Annotated in this window: 24 protein-coding genes and 1 tRNA gene; 15 read left to right on the top strand and 10 right to left on the bottom strand. The window is 64.3% G+C overall.

Annotated features, from left to right (window positions below; genetic code table 11):
• The first annotated feature begins 54 nt into the window (after positions 1 to 54).
• From DY467_RS15900 to DY467_RS15875, 6 genes are all read left to right on the top strand, one after another.
• On the top strand, positions 55 to 720 hold the full coding sequence (locus DY467_RS15900) for an LptA/OstA family protein (RefSeq protein ID WP_164637384.1): 666 nt from the start codon (positions 55 to 57) through the stop codon (positions 718 to 720).
• Between the two features lie 167 nt (positions 721 to 887).
• A complete protein-coding gene (gene lptB / locus DY467_RS15895; protein ID WP_205502430.1) occupies positions 888 to 1,835 on the top strand; it encodes an LPS export ABC transporter ATP-binding protein in 948 nt (315 codons plus the stop codon).
• A 204-nt stretch (positions 1,836 to 2,039) separates the two neighbouring features.
• Entirely contained in the window at positions 2,040 to 3,686 is a 1,647-nt protein-coding gene (gene rpoN, locus DY467_RS15890) for an RNA polymerase factor sigma-54 (RefSeq protein ID WP_164637380.1), read from the top strand.
• Between the two features lie 57 nt (positions 3,687 to 3,743).
• Positions 3,744 to 4,349: a ribosome hibernation-promoting factor, HPF/YfiA family gene (gene hpf, locus DY467_RS15885; protein WP_107342325.1), complete on the top strand. Its 606-nt coding sequence runs from the start codon at positions 3,744 to 3,746 to the stop codon at positions 4,347 to 4,349.
• A gap of 274 nt (positions 4,350 to 4,623) precedes the next feature.
• Entirely contained in the window at positions 4,624 to 5,085 is a 462-nt protein-coding gene (gene ptsN, locus DY467_RS15880; RefSeq protein ID WP_107342326.1) for a PTS IIA-like nitrogen regulatory protein PtsN, read from the top strand.
• A gap of 157 nt (positions 5,086 to 5,242) precedes the next feature.
• Entirely contained in the window at positions 5,243 to 5,893 is a 651-nt protein-coding gene (locus DY467_RS15875) for a hypothetical protein (RefSeq protein ID WP_164637378.1), read from the top strand.
• An 86-nt stretch (positions 5,894 to 5,979) separates the two neighbouring features.
• Here the strand turns inward: DY467_RS15875 and DY467_RS15870 are convergent, their stop codons facing one another.
• From DY467_RS15870 to DY467_RS15830, 9 genes are all read right to left on the bottom strand, one after another.
• Positions 5,980 to 6,246, bottom strand: coding sequence for a BQ00720 family protein (locus DY467_RS15870; RefSeq protein ID WP_107342327.1), 267 nt, complete (start codon positions 6,244 to 6,246; stop codon positions 5,980 to 5,982).
• 50 nt (positions 6,247 to 6,296) lie between these two features.
• The gene (locus DY467_RS15865; RefSeq protein ID WP_011155625.1) at positions 6,297 to 6,722 is read right to left on the bottom strand and encodes an Hsp20 family protein; all 426 of its coding nucleotides are present in this window, start codon (positions 6,720 to 6,722) and stop codon (positions 6,297 to 6,299) included.
• A gap of 154 nt (positions 6,723 to 6,876) precedes the next feature.
• Positions 6,877 to 7,968, bottom strand: a complete 1,092-nt coding sequence (locus DY467_RS15860) for a sn-glycerol-3-phosphate import ATP-binding protein UgpC (protein WP_164637376.1) — start codon at positions 7,966 to 7,968, stop codon at positions 6,877 to 6,879.
• A gap of 5 nt (positions 7,969 to 7,973) precedes the next feature.
• Entirely contained in the window at positions 7,974 to 8,822 is an 849-nt protein-coding gene (gene ugpE, locus DY467_RS15855; RefSeq protein ID WP_164637374.1) for a sn-glycerol-3-phosphate ABC transporter permease UgpE, read from the bottom strand.
• On the bottom strand, positions 8,822 to 9,703 hold the full coding sequence (gene ugpA / locus DY467_RS15850; RefSeq protein WP_164637372.1) for a sn-glycerol-3-phosphate ABC transporter permease UgpA: 882 nt from the start codon (positions 9,701 to 9,703) through the stop codon (positions 8,822 to 8,824). The genes ugpE and ugpA overlap by 1 nt, the downstream gene beginning before the upstream one ends.
• Positions 9,704 to 9,870: 167 nt before the next feature.
• The gene (gene ugpB, locus DY467_RS15845) at positions 9,871 to 11,199 is read right to left on the bottom strand and encodes a sn-glycerol-3-phosphate ABC transporter substrate-binding protein UgpB (RefSeq protein WP_107342331.1); all 1,329 of its coding nucleotides are present in this window, start codon (positions 11,197 to 11,199) and stop codon (positions 9,871 to 9,873) included.
• A 229-nt stretch (positions 11,200 to 11,428) separates the two neighbouring features.
• A complete protein-coding gene (locus DY467_RS15840) occupies positions 11,429 to 12,634 on the bottom strand; it encodes a CaiB/BaiF CoA transferase family protein (protein ID WP_164571482.1) in 1,206 nt (401 codons plus the stop codon).
• A gap of 185 nt (positions 12,635 to 12,819) precedes the next feature.
• A tRNA-Ala gene (locus DY467_RS15835) sits at positions 12,820 to 12,895 on the bottom strand.
• A 70-nt stretch (positions 12,896 to 12,965) separates the two neighbouring features.
• Complete coding sequence (locus DY467_RS15830) at positions 12,966 to 13,370, bottom strand: TIGR02300 family protein (RefSeq protein ID WP_107342333.1); 405 nt, start codon at positions 13,368 to 13,370, stop codon at positions 12,966 to 12,968.
• 142 nt (positions 13,371 to 13,512) lie between these two features.
• On the opposite strand from DY467_RS15830, the gene aroA reads away from it, so the two are divergent.
• On the top strand, positions 13,513 to 14,850 hold the full coding sequence (aroA, locus tag DY467_RS15825) for a 3-phosphoshikimate 1-carboxyvinyltransferase (RefSeq protein ID WP_164637370.1): 1,338 nt from the start codon (positions 13,513 to 13,515) through the stop codon (positions 14,848 to 14,850).
• A gap of 3 nt (positions 14,851 to 14,853) precedes the next feature.
• Here aroA and DY467_RS15820 read toward each other — a convergent pair whose 3' ends face one another.
• On the bottom strand, positions 14,854 to 15,528 hold the full coding sequence (locus DY467_RS15820; RefSeq protein WP_013499910.1) for a lysophospholipid acyltransferase family protein: 675 nt from the start codon (positions 15,526 to 15,528) through the stop codon (positions 14,854 to 14,856).
• A gap of 154 nt (positions 15,529 to 15,682) precedes the next feature.
• Here DY467_RS15820 and cmk point away from each other — a divergent pair, with 154 nt between their 5' ends.
• The 8 genes from cmk (at position 15,683) to trpA (ending at position 23,197) form a co-directional block, all read left to right on the top strand.
• Positions 15,683 to 16,321 carry a (d)CMP kinase gene (gene cmk, locus DY467_RS15815; protein WP_164637388.1) on the top strand — a complete coding sequence of 213 codons (639 nt, stop codon included), beginning with the start codon at positions 15,683 to 15,685 and terminating at the stop codon, positions 16,319 to 16,321.
• A gap of 300 nt (positions 16,322 to 16,621) precedes the next feature.
• Entirely contained in the window at positions 16,622 to 18,319 is a 1,698-nt protein-coding gene (gene rpsA / locus DY467_RS15810) for a 30S ribosomal protein S1 (RefSeq protein WP_011155635.1), read from the top strand.
• A 229-nt stretch (positions 18,320 to 18,548) separates the two neighbouring features.
• Positions 18,549 to 19,529, top strand: a complete 981-nt coding sequence (gene sppA / locus DY467_RS15805; RefSeq protein ID WP_164637368.1) for a signal peptide peptidase SppA — start codon at positions 18,549 to 18,551, stop codon at positions 19,527 to 19,529.
• Positions 19,530 to 19,694: 165 nt separating this feature from the next.
• Positions 19,695 to 20,009: an integration host factor subunit beta gene (locus DY467_RS15800; RefSeq protein ID WP_107342337.1), complete on the top strand. Its 315-nt coding sequence runs from the start codon at positions 19,695 to 19,697 to the stop codon at positions 20,007 to 20,009.
• A gap of 37 nt (positions 20,010 to 20,046) precedes the next feature.
• Entirely contained in the window at positions 20,047 to 20,433 is a 387-nt protein-coding gene (locus DY467_RS15795; protein ID WP_107342338.1) for a lipopolysaccharide assembly protein LapA domain-containing protein, read from the top strand.
• A gap of 58 nt (positions 20,434 to 20,491) precedes the next feature.
• Positions 20,492 to 21,133, top strand: coding sequence for a phosphoribosylanthranilate isomerase (locus DY467_RS15790; RefSeq protein WP_164637366.1), 642 nt, complete (start codon positions 20,492 to 20,494; stop codon positions 21,131 to 21,133).
• A gap of 13 nt (positions 21,134 to 21,146) precedes the next feature.
• Complete coding sequence (trpB, locus tag DY467_RS15785; protein ID WP_164571893.1) at positions 21,147 to 22,361, top strand: tryptophan synthase subunit beta; 1,215 nt, start codon at positions 21,147 to 21,149, stop codon at positions 22,359 to 22,361.
• Positions 22,361 to 23,197 carry a tryptophan synthase subunit alpha gene (gene trpA / locus DY467_RS15780; protein ID WP_164637364.1) on the top strand — a complete coding sequence of 279 codons (837 nt, stop codon included), beginning with the start codon at positions 22,361 to 22,363 and terminating at the stop codon, positions 23,195 to 23,197. Before trpB ends, trpA begins: the two co-directional genes overlap by 1 nt.
• Positions 23,198 to 23,209 lie beyond the last annotated feature (12 nt).

Raw genomic sequence — 23,209 nt, 5'->3', positions numbered from 1 at the left:
GTCGCGGGCGGCCCCCAATCCCGGCCAGCGGGCCGTCGCGAGGTGATCTCGACAATGCACATTGCTGTTTGGTTTCACCGGCTTCGTGGCCCGGCCGCGCTGGCCAGTGCCGCGCTGGTTGCTCTGTCGGTTGCCGGCACGGTGCCGGCGGCGGCGCAGAGCGCCGTGCAGGGCGTGCCCAACGCGATGCAGGGCTTCTCGCAGAACCGCGACAAGCCGATCCAGATCGAATCCGACACCCTGGAAGTGCGCGACAAGAACAAGGAAGCGACCTTCACCGGCAACGTCAAAGTCGTGCAGGGCGACACCACCATGACGTCGCAGACGCTGGTGGTGTTCTACGACCAGGATCAGACGCCGGCGAAGGGCGCCAAGGGCAAGCCGATGCCGGCGGCCGCGCCGGGCCCGGACGGCGCCTCCTCGATCCGGCGTCTCGAAGCCAAGGGCCACGTCGTGGTCACCCAGAAGGATCAGGTCGTCACCGGTGACAAGGCGGTGTTCGAGACCAAGACCAATTTGGTGACGATGACCGGCAACGTGGTGCTGACCCAGGCCCGCAACGTGGTGCGCGGCGACCGGCTGCTGGTCGACATGACCACCGGCGTATCGCGGGTGGAATCGGACAGCGGCCGGGTGCAGGGCCTGTTTCAATCCTCGGGCGCGAATGGCGGCGGTCCGCTGCCACTCGGCCCGCCGACCAGTTCGGGCAAGCCGAAGTGACCGTATCGGATCACCAGCAAGCACTCCGAGTGTTGAACCGGACGGCGGCCGCCTGTAACAGCGCCAGCGAAGCGTCGCTTTGCCGCGTCCGCACGGCTTCGGCAGACGCCAATGACGTCACCGCGAGCCTTGCGGGGGCGCACCTCACGGGACAGGTTCGGTAGCGCATGGTGGATCTTCGCGGCATGTTCCGTCGGCGCCCGAAAGCTCCCGGGTTCGGCAGCGCGCGCAACGACATTACCGGATACAGCGACGACGTCGGCGATCTGCTGGCGACGCCGGTGCGCGACGCGCCGCCGATCGCACGCAGCGAGTCATACGCGGCTCCGCAGCGACAACCGGCCGCGGCTGCAGCACCGCGCCGCACCGTCGCGCCGCAGGCCGCACCGGCATCCAGTTACTTGGCGGTGCACAGCGTCGAGAAGAGCTTCGGCACCCGCAAGATCGTGCGCGGCGTCAGCATCTATGTTCGCCGCGGTGAAGCGGTCGGCCTGCTCGGCCCCAACGGCGCCGGCAAGACCACCGTGTTCTACATGATCACCGGGCTGATCAAGGCCGACAACGGCGCGATCGAACTCGACGGCCACGACGTCACCAAGCTGCCGATGTATCAGCGCGCGCGGCTCGGCATCGGTTACCTGCCGCAGGAAGCCTCGATCTTCCGCGGCCTCACCGTCGAGCAGAACATCCGCGCGGTGCTGGAAGCGGTCGAGCCGGACAAGCGCAAGCGCGAAGCGCAGCTCGACAATCTGCTGCAGGAATTCAACATCGAGCGGCTGCGCAAATCGCCGTCGATCGCGCTGTCGGGCGGTGAGCGCCGCCGCGTCGAAATCGCCCGCGCGCTCGCCAGCCGCCCGAACTACATGCTGCTCGACGAGCCGTTCGCCGGTATCGACCCGATTGCGGTCGGCGACATTCAGGACCTGGTGCGACACCTGACCAATCGCGGCATCGGCGTGCTGATCACCGATCACAACGTTCGCGAAACGCTCGGCCTCACCGATCGCGCCTACATCGTCTACGCGGGCGAGATCCTGACCGAAGGTACGCCCGAAGACATCGTCAATGATCCGGATGTGCGCCGGCTTTACCTTGGCGAAGAATTCCGACTGTAAAGCCGGTTGCGGTTTAGAGCCGGTGGGTCCATGATTACCTTTACCGGCCTGATCGTGAGGCGCGATCAGAACTACCTAGATACCGGAAAGATATCCGCCCGAAGGGCCGGCGCCTCTACTCCAAATTTCCCATCCGTCAAGGCGTGTACAACCGCTCCGGAAAGGCGTAAGCAAGAAACGGACCAACTACCGTTTCTGGCCACCATGGCGCTGTCGCAACGTCTCGAATTTCGTCAGACCCAGTCTCTGGTGATGACCCCGCAACTGATGCAGGCGATCAAGCTGCTTCAGTTGTCGAATCTCGACCTCGCGGCTTTCGTCGAGGACGAGATCGAGAAGAACCCGTTGCTCGATCGCGCCGGCGACAATGCGGAACCGCCGGTGGCCGGTGAGGCCACGGCGGAAGGCGCCGAGGGCGGCGGTGAGTTCGGCGCGAGCGGCGGCGAAGATTTCGGCGGCGAAGGGTCTTCGGATTTCACCGACCCCGCGGCCGCCGGTGCGTTCGAGCCCGGCACCGAAGAATGGATGCATCGCGATCTCGGCAGCCGGAGCGATATCGAGCAGACGCTCGATACCGGCATGGAGAACGTTTTTCCCGAAGAGCCTGCCGAAGCTGCGGCCCGCGCCGCGCAGGACAGCGCGCCGGCTTCCTATACCGAATGGGGCGGCGGAGCGTCTTCGGATGAAGGCTACAATCTCGAAGCCTTCGTGGCGGCCGAGACTTCGCTGGCCGACCATCTCGCCGAACAGCTCGCGGTGGCGGTCACGACGCCGTCGCAGCGGCTGATCGGACAGTACCTGATCGACCTCGTCGACGACGCCGGCTACCTGCCGGCCGATCTCGGCGATGCCGCCGAACGGCTCGGCGCCAGTCAGGACGACGTCGAAGCGGTTGTGCAGGTGCTGCAGACCTTCGACCCGCCCGGTATCTGCGCGCGCAACTTGAGCGAATGCCTCGCCATCCAGTTGCGCGAGCGTGATCGTTACGACCCGGCCATGCAGGCTCTGGTCGAACACCTCGACCTGCTCGCCAAGCGCGACGTCGCCAGCTTACGCAAGATCTGCGGCGTCGACGACGAAGACCTCGTCGACATGATCGGCGAGATCCGTCACCTCGACCCGAAGCCGGGCCTGAAGTTCGGCTCGTCGCGGGTGCAGACGATTGTGCCCGACGTGTTCGTCCGGCCCGGCCCCGACGGCGGCTGGCTGGTTGAACTCAACAGCGACACGCTGCCGAAGGTGCTGGTCAATCAGTCGTATTATTCGGAGCTGTCGAAGACGATCCGCAAGGACGGAGACAAGTCGTACTTCTCCGACTGTTTGCAGAACGCCACCTGGCTGGTGCGCGCGCTCGATCAGCGCGCCCGCACCATCCTCAAGGTGGCGACCGAAATCGTGCGCCAGCAGGACGGATTCTTCACCCACGGCGTCAAGCATCTGCGGCCGCTGAATCTGAAAGCTGTGGCCGACGCAATTCAGATGCACGAATCCACGGTGTCGCGCGTCACCGCCAACAAATACATGGCGACCAACCGCGGCACCTTCGAGCTTAAGTATTTCTTCACTGCGTCGATCGCTTCCGCCGACGGCGGCGAAGCGCATTCGGCCGAAGCGGTACGGCACCAGATTCGTCAACTGATCGACAGTGAAGATCCGTCAGCAATCCTGTCGGATGATACGATCGTCGAACGTCTGCGCGAGGCCGGCATCGACATCGCGCGTCGCACCGTCGCGAAATATCGCGAAGCGATGCGCATTCCCTCTTCAGTGCAGCGCCGTCGCGACAAGCAGAACATGCTGGGCACGCCGTCTGCGGCAGCGAACCGCTCCCGCGACACAGCCCCAGCTTGATTGCGTCGCCCTGCTCTGACTAGACTCACCTCCCCACATGTGAATCGAGGCACTGCCATGACCATCCGGATATCCGGCAAAAGCATCAGCATCGGCGAAGCGCTGCGCAGCCGCGTGAGCGAACGCACCGAGGAGGTGCTGCGCAAGTATTTCGATGGGAATTATTCGGGGCACTTCACGCTCAGCAAAGACGGTTTCGGCTTCCGCACCGATTGTGCGCTGCACCTCGATTCCGGCATCACGCTTGAAGCCGAGTCCAATGCCGCCGACGCCTATGTCAGCGCCGATCAGGCGCTGGTGCAGATCGAGAAGCGCCTGCGCCGCTACAAGAGCCGCCTGAAGGATCGCTCGGCCCGCAAGGCTCACGCCGAGGCCAACGCGCTCGCCGAGCTCGGCACGCCGGTGGACGCGGCCAGCTACGTGATCGAAGCGCCCGGCGACGAAGAGCATCACGAGGACGCCTACAACCCGGTGATCATCGCCGAGGCCACCACCGCGATGAAGCGGCTGTCGGTGAGCGAGGCGGTGGTCGAGCTCGATCTCACCGGCGCACCTGTGGTGGTGTTCCAGCACGGCAGCTCGGGCCGCGTGAACATCATTTATCGTCGCGCCGACGGCAATATCGGCTGGATCGACCCGCCGGTGCTGAACGGCACGAACTGACCCGCGCATTGCCTCGCGGGAAAGCCGCAAGCGGAACCTCCGCGAGGCATTGACGCCCGTGCAACGCTCTGCCTATGGTCCGCCGCTTTTCGGCGGACCGCCGACGGCATTTTACGGCCGCCGGCAGGAATGCTAGACTTAAGTTAGGATCATGATTTCAGAAGCGTTTTAGCCGCGATCAGGAAATCGCGCGGCGCTTCTCGGATCGAACGCTTGACGCAACCCACCGCCGTCCTATTTCACCCGGACCGCACCAACACCCCCGGAACGCCTGATGACGATTACGGATCTTGTCGCGCCCGAGGCCGTCATCCCGGCGCTCAAGGTGATCAGCAAGAAGCAGGCGCTGCAGGAACTCGCGGCGCGCGCCGCTGAACTCACCGGTCAGAACGAGCGCTCGATCTTCGAAGTGCTGCTGCAGCGCGAGAAGCTCGGCACCACCGCGGTCGGCTACGGGGTGGCGATTCCGCACGGCAAACTGCCGAAGCTCGAAAAGCTGTTCGGGCTGTTCGCGCGGCTGGAACGGCCGATCGATTTCGAAGCGATGGACGGCCAGCCGGTCGACCTGATCTTCCTGCTGCTGGCGCCCGAAGGTGCCGGCGCCGACCACCTCAAGGCGCTGGCGCGGATTGCCCGGCTGCTGCGCGACCAGGACGTCGCCAAGAAGCTGCGCGCGTCCCGCGACGCCCATGCGATCTATTCGGTGCTCGCGCTGCCCCCGGCCACCGCGGCGTAACAGCGCGGGGCATTGCTGGCCGGCAGCTGCCGAGCTGATTGGCGGCGCCTAGATTTACAATGCTCTGAGACTTGAATAGTGGTTCTGTTTGTTGGCTCTGTTCGCAGCCGGCAACACAGAAGATATTTAAGGGATATTTTCAGGCGATTGGTGTGAAATGGCGCACTTCGGCGGGTACCGCATCCTGATGGATGAGCGTTGGACCCTTGATGATCTCTACGTCTTCCCCCGCACCTATGAGCAAGTCTACTTCGCGCTTGAGGCGATCACGCCTTCAGAAAGCAACTCTGATGAAGAGCGCATCAGTCGAGCTTTTCAAGCGTTCCCATGGCGCGGCGGCTATAGCGCTGTAAATTTCTATAATCAGCTTAAATACGCCACTCCGCCTCGATATAGGCCACAGATTGTAGCAATCCAATACGCCTCACCCGGCTACATGGAATTGCTTTTGTTCTTGGAACAAGCCGCGAAAGTAGCAGGCATCGTTGCCGGTGTAGCAGGCTCAATTGGAGCGTGCGCTGCAGTCTATCACAAGATAGTCGCAGATCTCACGAGGCGGCAATTGCTGCGCATTGAGGTAGAAAAAGAAAAAATCGCCCTGGCAGATGAAGAACTAAAACTCGTAATCAAGTACTCTCAGGAGATGGCTGAAATTCTTCAGTTGGATTCAGCATTCTCCATTCATCTTCGAACAAATAAACCTCTGGTCTCTCTAAAAATCCTAATGTCGGTCTTCCGAAGAGTGCGAAAGCTCGCTGATTACCAACTGGAAGGGAAAGCTCAGCTACCAAAAATCCCTCGGCCGTGAGCCGAGGCTGTTGATCCCTAATCGGTTCGCAACAAACCGGATAAGGGCAGGGAGCGCCCTGCCCATCCAGCTCATAATGCCGCAACTCAGTGGACGCTGACGGCCTGCAGTTCCTGGCTCCAGGCATTCGCGATCGCCGCTTCGCGGCTGTCGGTCAGCATGATCGGCGTGCCATCGGCCGAATGCAGCGCGAACAGCTTGAGGCCCGGCGCGATCTGCGGCGCCTGCGGGAATAGCCCAGGTACGTCTTCGGAGCGGATCTGCTTCACATAGGCGATGTGGCCTTCGCCCAGATGCGCCAACGCTTCCGGCGTGACGCCCACATTTTCAAGCGTAGTACCAGCTTCAGTCATGGTCTCGACTCCTCTAGGAGACTAAGCGGTCGAGTCCGCTACTCGTTCCATTATTCGTGTTCGGTGATGGCGATTGTCTTAATGACCCTTTCCGGCTCAGGTCGGATCAGGTCGATGGACAACAACCCGTTTTTCAGGTCCGCACCCAACACCTGCATCCCGTCGGCCAGCACGAACGTCCGCTGGAAGTGACGCGCGGCAATGCCGCGGTGGATGTATTGCCGAGTTTTGTCATCCTGCTGCCGGCCCCGGATCACCAGTTGATTTTCCTCAACTGTGACATCGAGTTGATCGCGGGTGAATCCAGCCACCGCCAGTGTGATGCGCAGCTTTTCGGGATCGCCGTTGCTGCGTTCGCACCGTTCGATGTTGTACGGGGGGTACCCGTCGGCGCCTTTGACGACGCGGTCGAGCGCACGCTCGATCTCGTCGAATCCCAGCAGAAAGGGACTAGATAACGAAGGAACACGAGACATCACAAAGTCCTCTCGAAGCGACTTTGAGGGGGTCCTTGCGGCACCCCATCGACCGTCCGGCACCTCGCCGTCCAGTCCAAACCAATATGGGCAGTGCAAAAGAACTGTTCAAGAAGGCCAGAACAGCGAATTCCACCAGTAGCTTACTGGCCGGCTAGCCGGCAATCCGGCGGCGCCCGTCGGCGGAAAACAGATGCAGGCTGGGCGGCGGCGCCGCGACCGTGATGCGCTCTCCGACCGCCGGCGCGACCTGGCCGGGAATCCGGACGATGATGTCGCCGCCGGCCCCTTCGCCGGGCTTCCCGGCGACCACCGGTTGCGCCTCATGCCCTGCGCGGACCCCGTAGACGAACGTCTCCGGTCCCACCCGCTCGATCGCCTCGACGGTGATGTGGAGCGCCAGCCCGCCGTGAGCTGCCGCCCCTGGGCCAATGACGAGGTCCTCCGGGCGGACGCCGAGAATGCCCGCCTCGGCCGGCGCGCCACCGAGCTGGCTCCGCAGGTCGTCTGCCAGGGTCAGCAGGTTCATCGGCGGAGCGCCAATGAACGAGGCCACGAAGGTCGTCGCCGGCTTGGCATAGACGTCGAGCGGCGAGCCGATCTGTTCGACCTGGCCGGCGTTCATCACCACCAGCATGTCGGCGAGCGTCATTGCTTCGAGCTGGTCGTGGGTGACGTAGATCGCCGTGGTGGCGAGCCGGCGTTGTAGCTTGCGGATCTCGACCCGCATCGCGACCCGCAGCTTGGCGTCGAGATTCGACAGTGGCTCGTCGAACAGAAACACCTTGGGATGCCGCACGATGGCGCGGCCCATCGCGACCCGCTGGCGCTGGCCGCCGGACAATTGCCGTGGCTTCCGTGTCAGCATCGGACCGAGTTCGAGAATGCGCGCCGCTTCCTGCACCCGTGCGTCGATCTCGGCTTTGGCCATGCCGCGGTTGCGCAGGCCGTACGCCATGTTGTTGTACACGGTCATGTGCGGGTAGAGCGCGTAGTTCTGGAACACCATCGCGATGTCGCGATCGGCCGGCTCGACGTCGTTGACGACGCGATCCCCGATGCCGATCTCGCCGCCGGTGACGGTTTCGAGCCCCGCGATCATTCGCAGCAGGGTCGACTTGCCGCAGCCGCTCGGCCCGACCAGCACGCAGAACTGGCCGTCGCCGACTTCGAAATCGACGCCTTTAATTGCCTCAAAACCACCCGGATAGGTCTTGCGGACAGAGCGGAGAACGACGTTGGCCACTGTTGCTACTTCTCCGTCTCGACCAGTCCGCGCACGAACAGTTTCTGCATCAGCACCACCACGGCGACCGGCGGCAGCATCGCCAGCACGGCGGTCGCCATCACCACTGGCCACTCGGTCAGCGCGTCCGAGGTCACGATCATCTTGCGGATGCCGATCTGGATGGTCTGCATGTCGTCGCGCGTGGTGATCAGCAGCGGCCAGAGATATTGATTCCAGCCGAGGATGAACAGGATCACGAACAGCGCCGCCATGTTGGTGCGCGACAGCGGCAGCAGCGTATCCCAGAAGAACCGCAGCGGCCCGGCCCCGTCGATCCGCGACGCTTCCAACAGTTCGTCCGGCACCGTCATGAAGAATTGCCGGAACAGCAGCGTCGCGGTCGCCGACGCGATCAGCGGCAGCGCCAACCCGGCGTAACTGTCGAGCAGATTGAGGTCGGCGGCGATCTTGTAGGTCGGGTAGATCCGGACCTCGACCGGCAACATCAGGGTGATGAAGATCAGCCAGAAGATCGTCATCCGGAACGGAAACCGGAAATACACGATCGCATAGGCGGAGATGATCGAGATCGCGATCTTGCCGAGCGCGATCGACATCGCCATCACGAACGAGTTGAACAGCATGCTGGCGACCGGCTCGCGGGTGGTGCCGGAGGAGCCGACGAAGATGGTCTTGTAATAGGTTTCCAGCAAGTGGCCGCCGGGCAGCAGCGACATCTGGCCGTTGGCGATGGTGGCGTTGTCCTGGGTCGAGGCGACGAACGCCAGATAGACCGGGAAGGCGACGATCGCGACGCCGATCCACAGGATCACGTGCGGCACCAGGTTTCCGAACTTCCGGTGCTCGACCATCAGTAATTCACCTTGCGCTCGACGAAGCGGAACTGGATCGCCGTCAGCGCGATCACGATCGCCATCAGAATCACCGATTGAGCCGCCGAACTGCCGAGGTTCGAGCCGAGCAGGCCGTCCTGATACACCTTGTAGACCAGGGTTTCGGTCGCCTTCGCCGGCCCGCCGCGCGTCATGGTGTCGATGATGCCGAAGGTGTCGAAGAACGCGTACACGACGTTGACGATCACCAGGAAGAAGATGGTCGGCGACAGTAGCGGGAAGATGATGGTCCAGAACCGGCGCATCGGCCGGGCGCCGTCGATCGCCGCCGCCTCGATCACGCTGGACGGAATCGCCTGCAACCCGGCGAGGAAGAACAGGAAATTGTAAGAGATCTGCTTCCAGGCCGCCGCGAGCACGATCAGCAGCGCCGCCTGATCACCATCGAGCAGCGGGTTCCAATCGACGCCGAGCGCGCGCAGCCCATGGGCGATGACGCCGAGCGACGGATTAAGCATGAACACCCACAGCACGCCGACCACCGGCGGCGCCACCGCGTAGGGCCAGATCAGCATGGTGCGGTAGAACGTCGAGCCGCGCAGCGGGCGGTCCGCCATCACCGCCAGCAGCAGCGCCAGCGACAGCGACGACAGCGCGATCGCGAAGGAAAAAACGAAGGTCCGGATGATCGCGGCGAAGTAGTCGGGCTGATCGAGCAGTTCGCGATAATTGTCGAACCAGACGAACATGGTCGACAGGCCGAAGGCGTCCTGCAGCAGGAACGACTGGATCACCGCCTGTACGGCCGGCCAATAGAAGAACACCAGCACCACCACGAGCTGCGGCAGCACCAGCAAATAAGGCAGCAGTTTCGACTGAAAGACGGCCTGCTTGAGCATGTGACGAGTTGCTTACCTGTGGCCGGAAGACTCGACAAGCATCCTGTCCGTCATCGCCCGGCTTGACCGGGCGACCCAGTACTCCATGTCGTTGCTGTTCAAATCGCAACGCTCTGGAATACTGGGTGCCCCGCCTTCGCGGGGCATGACGCCAGGGGTAACGGTGCTTACCTCACCGCCGTCTTCTCAAACTGGCGCAGCATGGCGTTGCCGCGTTCGACGGCGGCGTCGAGTGCCTGCTGGGCGGTCTTCTTGCCGGCCAGCGCCTGCTCGATCTCCTCGGCCCACAGCTCGCGGAGCTGCACCATGTTGCCGAGCCGCAGGCCGCGCGAATTCTCGGTCGGCGGCTTGTTGGTCAGTTCCTTGATCGGTGTCTCGAGATACGGCTGCTCGTTGTAGAAGCCGTCGGCCTTGGCCTTCTCGTAGGCCGCCTTGGTGATCGGCAGATAGCCAGAGGCCTTGTGGATCGCGACCTGGCGATCAGTATCGGACAGGAACGCCAGGAACTTGGCGACGCCCTTATACTCGGCGGCGTTCTTGCCGCCCATCACCCACAGCGAAGCGCCGCCGATGATCGAATTCTGCGGCGCGCCCTTGACGTCCGGATAGTAGGGCATCGGCGCGTTGGTCCAGTTGAACTTGGCCTGCGACTTGACGTTACCGAAGAAGCCCGACGAGGTCAGGAACAGCGGGCACTCACCCGAGGTGAAGCGGCCCTCGCCGGTGTTGGTGCGGCCGGAATAGTCGTAGGTCTTGTCCTTCTGCAGCTCGATCAGCTTCTGCAGATGCTTGAGCTGAACCGGGCCGTTGAATTCGAGCTTGGTATCGAAGCCGTCGAGACCGTTCGCCTTGCTGGCCAGCGGCACGTTGTGCCAGGCCGAGAGCTGCTCGAGATTGGCCCAGGTGACCCAGGCGGTGGAGAAGCCGCAGGTGGCGTAGCCGGCAGCCTTCAGCTTCTTGGCGTCTTCGAACACCTCGGGCCAGGTCTTCGGGATCTCAGCGATGTCGGCCTTCTTCAGCGCGTCGAGATTGACCCACATCACCATCGACGACGAGTTGAACGGGAACGACAGCATCTCGCCCTTGGAGGTCGAGTAGTAGCCGGTGATCGCCGGCAGATACGCCTTCGGGTCGAACGGCTCGCCAGTTTCCTGCATCAATTTGTAGACCGGCTTCACGGCGCCGGTCGCCGCCATCATGGTGGCGGTGCCGACTTCGAACACCTGGAGGATGTGCGGCGCGTTGCCGGCGCGGAACGCGGCGATGCCGGCGTTCATGGTATCGGCGTAGCCACCCTTGTAGGTCGGCACCACCTTGTAGTCGCTCTGCGCGGCATTGAAGTCATTGGCCAGCTTGACGATGACGTCGTTGTTGCCGCCGGTCATCGCGTGCCACCACTGAATTTCGGTGACCGCATATGCCGGCGCAGCCATCGCCAGCGTCGCGGCGATCGCCGTCGCGGCGGCCGCGGTCAGGCCAAAGGATCGAAATGCCATGAAAACCTCCCGGTTGGGCACGTGCTGTCGTGGTGGGCGCGCGTAGCAGTGCGCGATGACAGACACATGACCGTATAAGCGAGGCTCCGCCGGGGAGGAAGCGGCGGCATCGCTGTCGTCGCAACAGCTTATGATGCAGTGCAAGAGTTCCTGCACTGCGGTAATCGCAGCTGGGTGCGTAGCGAAAGCAGAATGAACGGCGCCGGCATCGCGGCCGGCGCCGCTCTCATCAGCGTTTGCGCTCGGGGCCGCTGACGATGCCGTCGGCCTTCAGCTTGGCGATGTCGTCCGCCGAATAGCCGAACTCGCCGAGCACTTCGTTGGCGTGCTGGCTGAACGTCGGCGGCAGGCCGCGCAAGCTGGCCTTGGTGCGCTCGAACCGGATCGGCGAGGCAACGCCCTTGTACCAATCCTTCTCGATCACATCGCCGCGGTAGGCGGTGTGGGGGCTCGTCAACGCCTTGTCGATCGACTGCACCGGGCCGGCGGGCAGGCCGGCGTTGAGCAGCCGGTCGCACAGCGGCACCGCATCGTGCTGGCTGAACACCGCCTCGAGTTCGGCGCGGAGCGCAGCGCGGTTGGCGATGCGATCCTTGTTGCGCGCGAAGCGCGGATCGGTGCCGAGCTCCGGCTTGCCGATTTCCTTGCACAGCTTGCGGAACGTGCCGTCATTGCCGACGCCGGTGAAGATCTGGCCGTCGCGGGCGTTGAAGGTCGAATACGGCACCAGGTTCGGGTGCTCGTTGCCGGTCAGCGCCGGCGGCTTGCCATGCAGGAAATAGTTCGCGGTATGCGGATGCATGATCGCGAGACCGGTTTCGTACAGCGTGGTCTCCACGAACTGGCCCTTGCCGGAGCGCTCACGTTCCGCCAGCGCCATCAGGATACCAATGGTCGCATACAGGCCGGTGGTGATGTCGACCAGCGGCACACCGATTCGCACCGGTCCGCTCTCCGGCGAGCCGGTCGCGGCGATCATGCCGGTCATCGCCTGGATGATGGCGTCATAGCCGGGGTTGCCGCCGCGCGGGCCGTCGGCGCCGAAGCCCGAAATCCGGCAATGCACCAGCCGCGGAAACTTCTCGCGAATCACCTCGTTGGAGAGGCCCCATTTGTCGAGCGTGCCGGGCTTGAAGTTCTCGATCAGCACGTCGGCGTCTTCGAGCATCTTCAACAGCACCTCGCGCCCGCCGGGCGAGGCGAGATCGAGGCCGATCGACCGCTTGTTGCGATTCACGCCGAGAAAATACGCCGCGTCCTCGTCATGGAAGGGAGGCCCCCAGTCGCGCACCTCGTCGCCGGCCGGCGGTTCGACCTTGATGACGTTGGCGCCGTGGTCGGCGAGGATTTGGGTGCAGTAGGGCCCGCCAAGCACGCGGGTCAGATCGATTACGCGCAATCCGGCGATCGCGCCGGGCATCGATGCAGAGGTCATAAGGGCTTTCTTACCGAAGCTTTGCAGGAGCGGAGAACTTATCGCCCCCAACACCGTCTTGGCAAATGCCCGGCGGGCGTCGGCTTCGTTCGCAGCGCGTGAGAGGCTTCAGTGCTGCGGGCCTGAGCGGCGGCGCTGGGTGTGCGCCTGAGCGAGACAAAAGCTACGGAAGCCTGAGGGAAGGATGGTGGAGCCAGGCGGGATCGAACCGCCGACCTCTTGCATGCCATGCAAGCGCTCTCCCAGCTGAGCTATGGCCCCTTACCCTGGGTGCGCGGCGCAAATCAAAATCGGCCGCGCGGCAATCGTTGATCACATATCGGCGACGATCTCAAGTCTCCTCATCGCCAGAAACGTCACCAATGATGTCCGTGACGTCTTCATCCTCTTCTTCTTCATCGGCGATGAAGGTCGAATCGTCGTCATCGTCGTCGATGGCCTCGTCGATTTCGATGTCGTCCTCGGATTCCGGCACCACGGCCTTGACCTTGCCGGAGTTCTCCTCGGCATCGGCCTCTTCCAGCGACACCAGCTCTTCGGCTTCCATCGCCTCGGGCGCCTCGGTGTCCATGGGGGCCGCGGAGCGCTGATCCGCACGGGTGCGCGGCGCCGTGACCGGTGCAATCGGCACCACCTCGCCGGTGTAGGGCGAGATCACGGGATTCTTGTTCAGATCGTAGAACTTTTTGCCCGTCGTCGGGCAAATGCGTTTGGTTCCGAGATCGGATTTCGCCACTTGTGCAACCTTGGGATTTCTTGAAAAACGGTGCTTCACTTGGCTAGTTGGCACGCCGCTGTCAATAGCGGTTTATGCCGAAGGCCGCGAGGACGGCCGCAATGCCAGGCCGAATCACCCGCAGCCGCGAGGGACCACAATCTTGACTGATTCGAACCAGCCGACGCCGCTGCAGGCGCGCAAGAGCGGCGCATTGCACGGCACCGCGCGCGTCCCGGGCGACAAGTCGATTTCGCACCGGGCGCTGATTCTCGGTGCGCTGGCGGTCGGCGAGACCCGAATCTCCGGCCTGCTCGAGGGCGAGGACGTTCTCAACACCGCCAAGGCGATGCGCGCCCTGGGCGCCAAGGTCGAACGCACCGGCGACTGCGAATGGCGCGTGCATGGCGTCGGCGTCGCCGGCTTCGCCACACCGGAAGCCCCGCTGGATTTCGGCAATTCGGGCACCGGCTGCCGTTTGGCGATGGGCGCGGTCGCCGGATCGCCAATCCTGGCGACGTTCGACGGCGATGCGTCGCTGCGCAGCCGGCCGATGCGGCGAATCGTCGATCCGCTGGAGCTGATGGGCGCCAAGGTGGTGTCAAGCAGCGAGGGCGGCCGATTGCCGCTGGCCCTGCAGGGCGCCCGCGATCCGCTGCCGATTCTGTACCGCACCCCGGTGCCGTCGGCGCAGATCAAATCCGCGGTGCTGCTCGCCGGCCTGTCGGCGCCCGGCGTCACGACGGTGATCGAGGCCGAAGCCAGCCGCGACCATACCGAGCTGATGCTGCAGCACTTCGGCGCCACGATCGTCACCGAAGCCGAAGGTGCCCATGGCCGTAAGATTTCATTAACCGGCCAGCCCGAATTGCGCGGCGCCCCGGTGGTGGTGCCGGCCGATCCGTCGTCGGCCGCCTTCCCGATGGTGGCGGCGCTGGTGGTGCCCGGCTCCGACATCGAATTGACCGACGTGATGACCAACCCGCTGCGGACCGGGCTGATCACGACGCTGCGCGAAATGGGCGCCTCGATCGAGGACAGCGACGTCCGGGGCGATGCCGGCGAGCCGATGGCCCGTTTCCGCGTGCGTGGATCGAAGCTGAAGGGCGTCGAGGTGCCGCCGGAGCGGGCGCCGTCGATGATCGACGAGTATCTGGTGCTGGCGGTCGCCGCTGCGTTCGCCGAGGGCACCACCGTGATGCGCGGCCTGCACGAATTGCGGGTCAAGGAAAGCGACCGGCTGGAAGCGACGGCGGCGATGCTGCGGGTCAACGGCGTCGCGGTGGAGATCGCCGGCGACGATCTGATCGTCGAGGGCAAGGGGCATGTGCCGGGCGGCGGCGTGGTCGCCACCCACATGGATCATCGTATCGCGATGTCGGCGCTCGCGATGGGCCTCGCCTCGGACAAGCCAGTGACGGTCGACGACACCGCCTTCATCGCCACCAGCTTCCCGGACTTCGTTCCGATGATGCAGCGGCTCGGTGCCGAATTCGGCTAAGCCTCAGGCCGCTTCGACCGGCTGAAGGCCAACGATCCGGTCGGTTTCGTTCTGCGCGGCGGTCAGAGCCGCCTGCAGCCGCTCCGCGATCTCTGCGGTCGGCGAGCCCGCCTCGACGGTGATCGGCTCGCCGAACCGGATCGCGACCTTGGCAAAAAGGCCGGGCAGCATCAGCCGATCCCAGCTCCGGAGCAGCTTGTGACGAGACAGGCTGACCGAGACTGGCAGAATCGGCAGCCCGGTCAGCCGCGCCATATCCAGAACGCCCTCGCTGTTGATGCGCATCCGCGGACCGCGCGGGCCATCGGGCGTGACGAACAGGCTGTGGCCGGACTTGCCGAGCCGCATCATTTCGCGCGCCGCCCGCATGCCGCCGCGCGAGGACGAACCGACCGCCGTCTGAATCCCGAACGCGGCCCCGACCCGGGAGATGATCTTACCGTCGCGATGCCCGCTGATCAGCGCGACCAGCGGCTTGCTCTTGGTCTGCAGCATCGGCGCCATGATCAGCCGCCCGTGCCACATCGCCAGGATGTAAGGCTCGGGGATCGGAGCGGCCTGTCGGTCGTATCGGCCGGTCCACATCACGAACTTAAAATAGATCTTGGAAAAGTTGACGCCGAGCGACAGGACCGCATCCGATCGCGTAATGCGTTTGACGAAAGCGGGCGTGGCCATCCAGGAAGGGTCCGGGCAGAGATTGATAGGAAATCGCCAACGAGGCTGGCTTCGGCGGATCGCGGGTTTATACCCAGTCGTTCACGGCTGCAAAACCTCGTCGGGACGCCCGCCGCCGGAAAGGCTCACCAAGCCAATTGGAATGCACAAGAGAATGATCATCGCCATCGACGGACCGGCCGCATCGGGCAAAGGCACGCTCGCCAAGCGGCTGGCCGCACATTACGGCCTCAGGCATCTTGATACCGGCGTGATCTACCGCGCGGTCGCCAAGGCGATGTTGGACGCCGGCGCCAACCTCACCGACGAGGCGCGCGCCGCCGAGGTGGCGCGCACGCTCGACCCGGCGCGGTTCGACGATCCGGCGCTGAAGAGCCACGCGGTCGGCGAAGCCGCCTCGGTGGTGTCGGCCCATCCGCAAGTCCGCGCCGCCCTGGTCGAGTTCCAGCAGGCTTTCGCCGCCGCGCCGCCCGGCGCCGTGCTGGATGGCCGCGACATCGGCACGGTGATCTGTCCCGACGCCGAGGTGAAGATCTTCGTGGTCGCCTCACCCGAGGTTCGCGCCCACCGCCGGTTCCTGGAAGCCCAGTCCCGCGGCGAGCCCGCCGATGAGGCGGTGATCCTGGCCGACATCATCAAGCGCGACGAACGCGACAAGAGCCGCTCGGCGGCGCCGCTCAAGCAAGCACCGGATGCAGTCTTGCTCGATAATTCCTATTTGGATATAGAAGGCGGCGTCCGGGCCGCCATCGACATTGTCGAGGCCGTTCGAGCGGGCCGGCGTCGGGTCTAATCGACCAAACCGACGCCGTCATTGGAGGTTCGCCCGCTCCGCCGCCACCGCCGCGATGGCCGGATGAAGACCGCGAGATCCCTCTCGGATTCGTCGCTTCTTTTGCCGCCGGACGTTCTGCTGGAATGCCCCAATCTGCGATCCGCTTCACCGCGGATCAACGTCTCGACCGTGCAGGCATGCTGCCGGCCCGCTCCGCATTGATGTGCTGGGCGGTCGTCAGGTTCGCGGACCCCTGACACTGTGCGCGCGAGACGGCCCTCAACCAAACTGCCGGCGACATCCGCATCTGGAGAACAAATGGCTTCGACTGACACTTACAACCCGACCCGCGACGATTTCGCCGCGATGCTCGACGAGTCCTTCGCCGGCGGCAACCTGCAGGAAAGCTCTGTTATCAAGGGCAAGGTCGTCGCGATCGAGAAGGACATGGCCGTCATTGACGTCGGCCTGAAGACCGAAGGCCGCGTGCCGCTGCGCGAATTCGCAGGTCCGGGCCGCGACAACGAGATCAAGGTCGGCGATACCGTCGAGGTGTTCCTCGATCGGATCGAGAATGCGCTCGGCGAAGCCGTGCTGTCGCGCGACAAGGCGCGCCGCGAAGAGAGCTGGGGCAAGCTCGAGAAGGCCTTCCAGAACAACGAGAAGGTGTTCGGCGTCATCTTCAATCAGGTCAAGGGCGGCTTCACGGTCGACCTCGACGGCGCCGTGGCGTTCCTTCCGCGCTCGCAGGTCGACATCCGTCCGATCCGCGACGTTGCGCCGCTGATGAACAACTCGCAGCCGTTCCAGATCCTCAAGATGGATCGCCGCCGTGGCAACATCGTCGTGTCGCGCCGGACCGTGCTGGAAGAGACCCGCGCCGAGCAGCGCCAGGAGCTGGTGCAGAACCTCGAAGAGGGTCAGGTGATCGACGGCGTCGTCAAGAACATCACCGATTACGGTGCGTTCGTTGACCTCGGCGGCATCGATGGCCTGCTGCACGTGACCGATATCGCCTGGCGCCGGGTCAATCACCCGACCGAGGTGCTGACCATCGGCCAGACCGTCAAGGTCAAGATCATCAAGATCAACCACGAGACCCACCGCATCTCGCTCGGCATGAAGCAGCTGCTGGACGATCCGTGGCAGGGCATCGAGGCCAAGTACCCGCTGAACGCGCGCTTCACCGGCCGCGTGACCAACATCACCGACTACGGTGCGTTCGTCGAGCTCGAGCCGGGCATTGAAGGCCTGATCCACGTCTCCGAGATGTCGTGGACCAAGAAGAACATGCACCCCGGCAAGATCGTTTCGACCTCTCAGGAAGTCGAAGTGCAGGTGCTCGAGGTGGATTCGGTCAAGCGCCGTATCTCGCTCGGTCTCAAGCAGACCATGCGCAATCCTTGGGAAGTGTTCGTCGAGAAGCATCCGGTCGGTTCGACCGTCGAAGGCGAGGTCAAGAACAAGACCGAGTTCGGTCTGTTCCTGGGTCTCGACGGCGACGTCGACGGCATGGTCCACCTCTCGGACCTCGACTGGAAGCTGCCGGGCGAGCAGGTGATCGACAACTTCAAGAAGGGCGACATGGTCAAGGCCGTGGTGCTCGACGTGGACGTCGAAAAGGAGCGCATCTCGCTCGGCGTCAAGCAGCTCGAAGGCGACCCCTTCGCCGAGCCGGGCGACGTCAAGAAGGGTGCTGTCGTGACCTGCGAAGTGCTCGACGTGAAGGAAAGCGGCATCGACGTGCAGATCGTCGGCACCGACTTCAACACCTTCATCAAGCGCTCGGAGCTGGCGCGCGACCGCAACGACCAGCGCAGCGACCGCTTCGCGGTTGGTGAGAAGGTCGACGCCCGCGTCATCCAGTTCGACAAGAAGGCCCGCAAGGTCCAGGTGTCGATCAAGGCGCTGGAAGTGGCCGAGGAGAAGGAAGCCATCGCGCAGTACGGCTCGTCCGATTCGGGCGCGACGCTGGGCGACATTCTCGGCACCGCGCTCAAGCAGCGCGACAAGTAAGCCTCAGGCTTACCTCACGACATCAAGGGCTCCGGCATTGCCGGGGCCCTTTTTCGTTGCACGTGACCCGCCATACGACGACCGGCGCCGGTGGTCGCAGCAGTTCGGGCAGGCCGCCGCACGAACCATGTTTTCTTCATATTGGATTGTAATTGATGTATTTCGCTCATGGGACGGCAACGATCCCATCCGACAACCGAAACGATAGCCGCCGACCGGAGAACCGCTGATGTCGCTTGATTCCGATGTGATCGTCGATCGCCGCCGGATGCGAAGGAAGCTGACGTTTTGGCGCGTGGCGGCTGTGCTGGTCGCGATCATCGCCGTGGTGGCGATCGGTGCGATGGTGTCGCCGGCGGGACGCGGTGCACTCACCTCGACCGGTTCGATCGCCCGCATCAAGATCGAGGGTCTGATCCGCAGCAATGACGAGCGTGTCGAAGCGCTCGACCGGCTCGGCAAGTCGTCCTACTCGGCCGTGATCGTCCACATCAATTCGCCCGGCGGCACCACCGCGGGCTCCGAGGAATTGCACGACGCACTGGCGCGGCTGAAAGCGAAGAAGCCGATGGTCGTGGTGGTCGAAGGGCTCGCCGCGTCCGGCGGCTACATCGCCGCGCTGGCCTCCGAACACATCGTCGCACAGCAGACTTCGTTGGTCGGTTCGATCGGCGTGCTGTTCCAATATCCGAACGTGTCCGAGCTGCTGAAGACCGTCGGGGTCAAGGTCGAGGAAGTAAAATCGTCGCCGCTGAAGGCTGCGCCGAACGGTTTCGAGCCGACCAGTCCTGAGGCGCGCGCCGCCATCGAGGCGCTGGTGAAGGATTCTTACGCGTGGTTCCGCGGCATGGTGCAGCAGAGCCGCAAGATGACCGACGATCAGCTCAACGTCGTCGCCGACGGCCGGGTGTTCACCGGACGCCAGGCCGTAGGGCTCAAACTGATCGACGAACTCGGCGACGAGAAGACCGCGATCGCGTGGCTGGAGAAGGCCAAGAACGTCAAATCCGGTCTGCCGGTGCGCGACTACAAGCTCTCACCGCAATTCGGCGATCTCACCTTCCTGCGCGCCGCAGCCTCCGTCGCGTTCGACGCTGCAGGCCTCGGCGTGATCGCACGCCGCGTCGAACAGACCGGCGCCATGCAGTCGGTCGAACGGCTCGGCCTCGACGGCATGCTGGCGCTGTGGGCGCCGTCCGCGGGTCAGTGATCTCTGCCCGCGGGGCGTGCAGCCCGTGCGGTATTTTGACCCTGAAAGCGGGTTCAATGACGCCCCTCGGACGCCCTTCGCCGGGGCGTCTGTCCGATTTAGCGTCTTGACAGTTCACGGCATTTTCACGGAAATGGCGGTCCGCACGCACGGACCACATCCTCGATGATCAAATCCGAACTCGTTCAGCGTATCGCCGAGCACAACCCGCACCTGTACCAGCGGGACGTCGAGAACATCGTCAACGCGATCCTCGATGAGATCGTCGAAGCGTTGGCGCGTGGGGATCGGGTCGAGCTTCGCGGCTTTGGCGCATTCTCGGTGAAGCATCGTCCGGCACGCGCCGGGCGCAATCCGCGCACCGGGGCTCATGTGCCGGTCGAGCAGAAGACCGTGCCGTTTTTCAAGACAGGCAAGGAAATGCGTGAGCGCCTAAACCGCGACGGCGGCGACGACGCTGAAACCAGCGATACCGCGTAGCGCGACGCCCCATTGCCGAGCCAGGCGAGCGAATGACATGCAGAAATTCCTGACGGCCCTGGTGCTGATCCCGCTCGGTTTGATCCTCGTGGTGTTCGCGGTCGCCAACCGCCACATGGTGGACGTCTCGTTCGATCCGCTCGACCCCAGCAACCCGCTCGGTCACATCCGGCTGCCGCTGTTCGTGGTGATCATCGTTACCGCCATCGTCGGCGTCATCCTCGGCGGTATCGCCACCTGGTTCGGACAACGGCGCTGGCGACGCGCCGCCCGCCGACATCAGGCCGAAGCGATCGAAGCCCAGAACCAGCTCGCCAGCCTGCGTGCCAGCATCGCCACGCCGGCGCAGAGCGAGCCGCGCCGCCTGCTGCTCGAGAGCGGTTCCAGCGGCGCTGGGCGCGACAAGTCCCGCGCGACGTTGTAAGACTGCGCATTCTCTGCGGCGCCCTAGCGCGCCGGCAACCCAGATTCAGCGCACAGCCATGTCCACCATTGTAAAAATCTGCGGTCTGACGACCGCCGACACGCTGGAAGCAGCGGTCGAAGCCGGCGCCGATATGGTCGGCTTCGTATTCTTTCCCGCTTCGCCGCGTCACCTCGATATCGACTTCGCCGATGCGCTCGGCCGTCAAGTCCGCAGCCGCGCCGCCAAGGTCGCGCTCACTGTCGATGCCGACGACGACCTGCTCGACGCCATCGTCGAGCAGCTTCGGCCGAACTGGCTGCAATTCCACGGCAGCGAGAGCCCGGAGCGGGTGCGTTCGATCAAGCGCATCTACGGCCTGCCGGTGATGAAGGCGATTGCGGTGGCGGGCCCGGAAGATCTTTCAGTGCTGCCGGACTACGCGGCGGTGGCCGACCGCATCTTGTTCGACGCACGGCCGCCGAAGGACGCCACCCGCCCCGGCGGGCTCGGTGCAACGTTCGACTGGAAGCTGCTCGACGGCGTCAATCTCAAACTGCCGTTCCTGGTCTCCGGTGGGATCAACGCCGGCAACGTCGCCGAAGCGCTGCGGGTGACGCGCGCGCAGGGCGTCGACGTGTCGTCGGGGGTTGAAACCTCACCCGGCGAAAAGGACCCGGACATGATCCGCGACTTCATCCGCGCCGCCCGCGCGGCCTAACCCAAGAGCTGACATGAACCAAGCTTTGCCGAATTCCTTCCGGTCCGGCCCCGACGAACGCGGGCATTTCGGCATCTATGGCGGCCGCTTCGTCGCCGAGACGCTGATGCCGCTGATCCTCGATCTGGAAAAGGCCTACGCGGAAGCCAAGGTCGATCCGGCGTTCCGCGCCGAGATGGACGGCCATCTCAAGCACTATGTCGGACGTCCCTCAGCGCTGTATTTCGCCGAGCGGCTGACCGAGCATTTCGGCGGCGCCAAGATCTACTTCAAGCGCGAAGACCTCAACCACACCGGCGCCCACAAGGTGAACAACGTGCTCGGCCAGATCATGCTGGCCAAGCGCATGGGCAAGCCGCGGGTGATCGCCGAGACCGGTGCCGGCATGCACGGCGTCGCCACCGCGACGATGTGCGCCAAGTTCGGTCTCGAATGCGTGGTGTTCATGGGTGCGGTCGACGTCGAACGCCAGCAGCCCAACGTTCTGCGGATGAAGGCGCTCGGCGCCGAAGTCCGTCCCGTCACCTCCGGCGCCAACACGCTGAAGGACGCGATGAACGAGGCGCTGCGTGACTGGGTCACCAACGTCCACAACACCTTCTACTGCATCGGTACCGTCGCCGGCCCGCATCCCTATCCGATGATGGTACGCGACTTCCAGGCGGTGATCGGGCAGGAAGTCCGCGAGCAGATCATGCAGGCCGAAGGCCGCCTGCCCGACTCGCTGGTCGCCTGCATCGGCGGCGGCTCCAACGCGATGGGACTTTTCCATCCGTTCCTCGACGATCCGGGCGTCGCGATCTACGGCGTCGAAGCCGCCGGCCACGGTCTGGACAAGCTGCACGCGGCGTCGATCGCCGGCGGCAAGCCGGGCGTGCTGCACGGCAACCGCACCTATCTGCTGATGGATGCTGACGGCCAGATCGAGGAAGCGCATTCGATCTCCGCCGGCCTCGATTATCCGGGCGTCGGGCCCGAGCACTCCTGGCTGCACGATGTCGGACGCGTCAACTTCCTGTCCGCCACCGACACCGAAGCGCTCGACGCGTTCAAGCTGTGCTGCCGGCTCGAAGGCATCATCCCGGCGCTGGAGCCGAGCCACGCGCTCGCCAAGGTCGCCGACCTCGCGCCCAAGCTGCCGAAGGATCACCTGATGGTCGTCAACATGTCCGGCCGCGGCGACAAGGACCTCGCGTCGGTCGCCGAACATCTCGGGGGCAAGTTCTGATGACCACCCGCATCGACACCCGCTTCGGCGAACTGAAGCAGCAGGGCCGCCCGGCACTCGTCACCTTCGTGATGGCGGGCGACCCCGATCTCGACACCTCGCTGCAGATCCTCAAGGCACTGCCGGCCGCAGGCGCCGACGTGATCGAGATCGGCATGCCGTTCACCGACCCGATGGCGGACGGTCCGGCGATCCAGGCCGCCGGCCTGCGCGCCCTGAAGACCGGCACCACGCTGAAGAAGACGCTGGGGCTGGTCCGCGACTTCCGCGCCACCGACAACGCCACGCCGCTGGTGCTGATGGGGTACTACAACCCGATCTACATCTACGGCGTCGATGCCTTCCTGGCGGATGCCAAGGCGGCCGGAGTCGACGGCCTGATCATCGTCGATCTGCCGCCGGAAGAGGACGAGGAGCTGTGCCTGCCAGCCATGAAGGCGGGGCTCAACTTCATCCGCCTCGCCACCCCGACCACCGACGAAAAGCGGTTGCCGGCGGTGCTCGCCAACACTTCGGGCTTCGTCTATTACGTCTCGATCACCGGCATCACCGGATCGGCCTCGGCGGATGCCTCGGCGGTCGGCACAGCGGTGCAGCGGATCAAGCGTCACACCAACCTGCCGGTCTGCGTCGGCTTCGGCATCCGCACGCCGGAAGCCGCGCAAGCGATCGCCGCGCAGGCGAATGGCGCGGTGGTCGGTTCGGCGCTGATCGATGCGCTCAAGGGCAGCCTCGACGCCGAAGGCCGCGCCACCAAGGCCACGGTCGGTGCGGTGGCGGATCTGGTCGCCTCGCTTGCGGCCGGCGTTCGCGGTGCGAAACAGGCTGCGGAATAGCAGCAATCGAAG

The organism is Rhodopseudomonas sp. BR0G17 (genome assembly GCF_010907025.1).
GTDB lineage: Bacteria > Pseudomonadota > Alphaproteobacteria > Rhizobiales > Xanthobacteraceae > Rhodopseudomonas > Rhodopseudomonas palustris_H.
Note: the sequence above shows the minus strand (reverse complement) of the source record. Positions and strands in the feature narration are given on the sequence as shown.

Bases quoted from the DNA above. Each gene is read 5' to 3' on its own strand.
- DY467_RS15900 (WP_164637384.1), top strand. From the start codon at position 55: ATGCACATTGCTGTTTGGTTTCACCGGCTTCGTGGCCCGGCCGCGCTG.
- lptB (WP_205502430.1), top strand. From the start codon at position 888: ATGGTGGATCTTCGCGGCATGTTCCGTCGGCGCCCGAAAGCTCCCGGG.
- rpoN (WP_164637380.1), top strand. From the start codon at position 2,040: ATGGCGCTGTCGCAACGTCTCGAATTTCGTCAGACCCAGTCTCTGGTG.
- hpf (WP_107342325.1), top strand. From the start codon at position 3,744: ATGACCATCCGGATATCCGGCAAAAGCATCAGCATCGGCGAAGCGCTG.
- ptsN (WP_107342326.1), top strand. From the start codon at position 4,624: ATGACGATTACGGATCTTGTCGCGCCCGAGGCCGTCATCCCGGCGCTC.
- DY467_RS15875 (WP_164637378.1), top strand. From the start codon at position 5,243: ATGGCGCACTTCGGCGGGTACCGCATCCTGATGGATGAGCGTTGGACC.
- DY467_RS15870 (WP_107342327.1), bottom strand. From the start codon at position 6,246: ATGACTGAAGCTGGTACTACGCTTGAAAATGTGGGCGTCACGCCGGAA.
- DY467_RS15865 (WP_011155625.1), bottom strand. From the start codon at position 6,722: ATGTCTCGTGTTCCTTCGTTATCTAGTCCCTTTCTGCTGGGATTCGAC.
- ugpE (WP_164637374.1), bottom strand. From the start codon at position 8,822: ATGGTCGAGCACCGGAAGTTCGGAAACCTGGTGCCGCACGTGATCCTG.
- ugpA (WP_164637372.1), bottom strand. From the start codon at position 9,703: ATGCTCAAGCAGGCCGTCTTTCAGTCGAAACTGCTGCCTTATTTGCTG.
- ugpB (WP_107342331.1), bottom strand. From the start codon at position 11,199: ATGGCATTTCGATCCTTTGGCCTGACCGCGGCCGCCGCGACGGCGATC.
- DY467_RS15840 (WP_164571482.1), bottom strand. From the start codon at position 12,634: ATGACCTCTGCATCGATGCCCGGCGCGATCGCCGGATTGCGCGTAATC.
- DY467_RS15820 (WP_013499910.1), bottom strand. From the start codon at position 15,528: ATGGCCACGCCCGCTTTCGTCAAACGCATTACGCGATCGGATGCGGTC.
- cmk (WP_164637388.1), top strand. From the start codon at position 15,683: ATGATCATCGCCATCGACGGACCGGCCGCATCGGGCAAAGGCACGCTC.
- rpsA (WP_011155635.1), top strand. From the start codon at position 16,622: ATGGCTTCGACTGACACTTACAACCCGACCCGCGACGATTTCGCCGCG.
- sppA (WP_164637368.1), top strand. From the start codon at position 18,549: ATGTCGCTTGATTCCGATGTGATCGTCGATCGCCGCCGGATGCGAAGG.
- DY467_RS15800 (WP_107342337.1), top strand. From the start codon at position 19,695: ATGATCAAATCCGAACTCGTTCAGCGTATCGCCGAGCACAACCCGCAC.
- DY467_RS15795 (WP_107342338.1), top strand. From the start codon at position 20,047: ATGCAGAAATTCCTGACGGCCCTGGTGCTGATCCCGCTCGGTTTGATC.
- DY467_RS15790 (WP_164637366.1), top strand. From the start codon at position 20,492: ATGTCCACCATTGTAAAAATCTGCGGTCTGACGACCGCCGACACGCTG.
- trpB (WP_164571893.1), top strand. From the start codon at position 21,147: ATGAACCAAGCTTTGCCGAATTCCTTCCGGTCCGGCCCCGACGAACGC.
- trpA (WP_164637364.1), top strand. From the start codon at position 22,361: ATGACCACCCGCATCGACACCCGCTTCGGCGAACTGAAGCAGCAGGGC.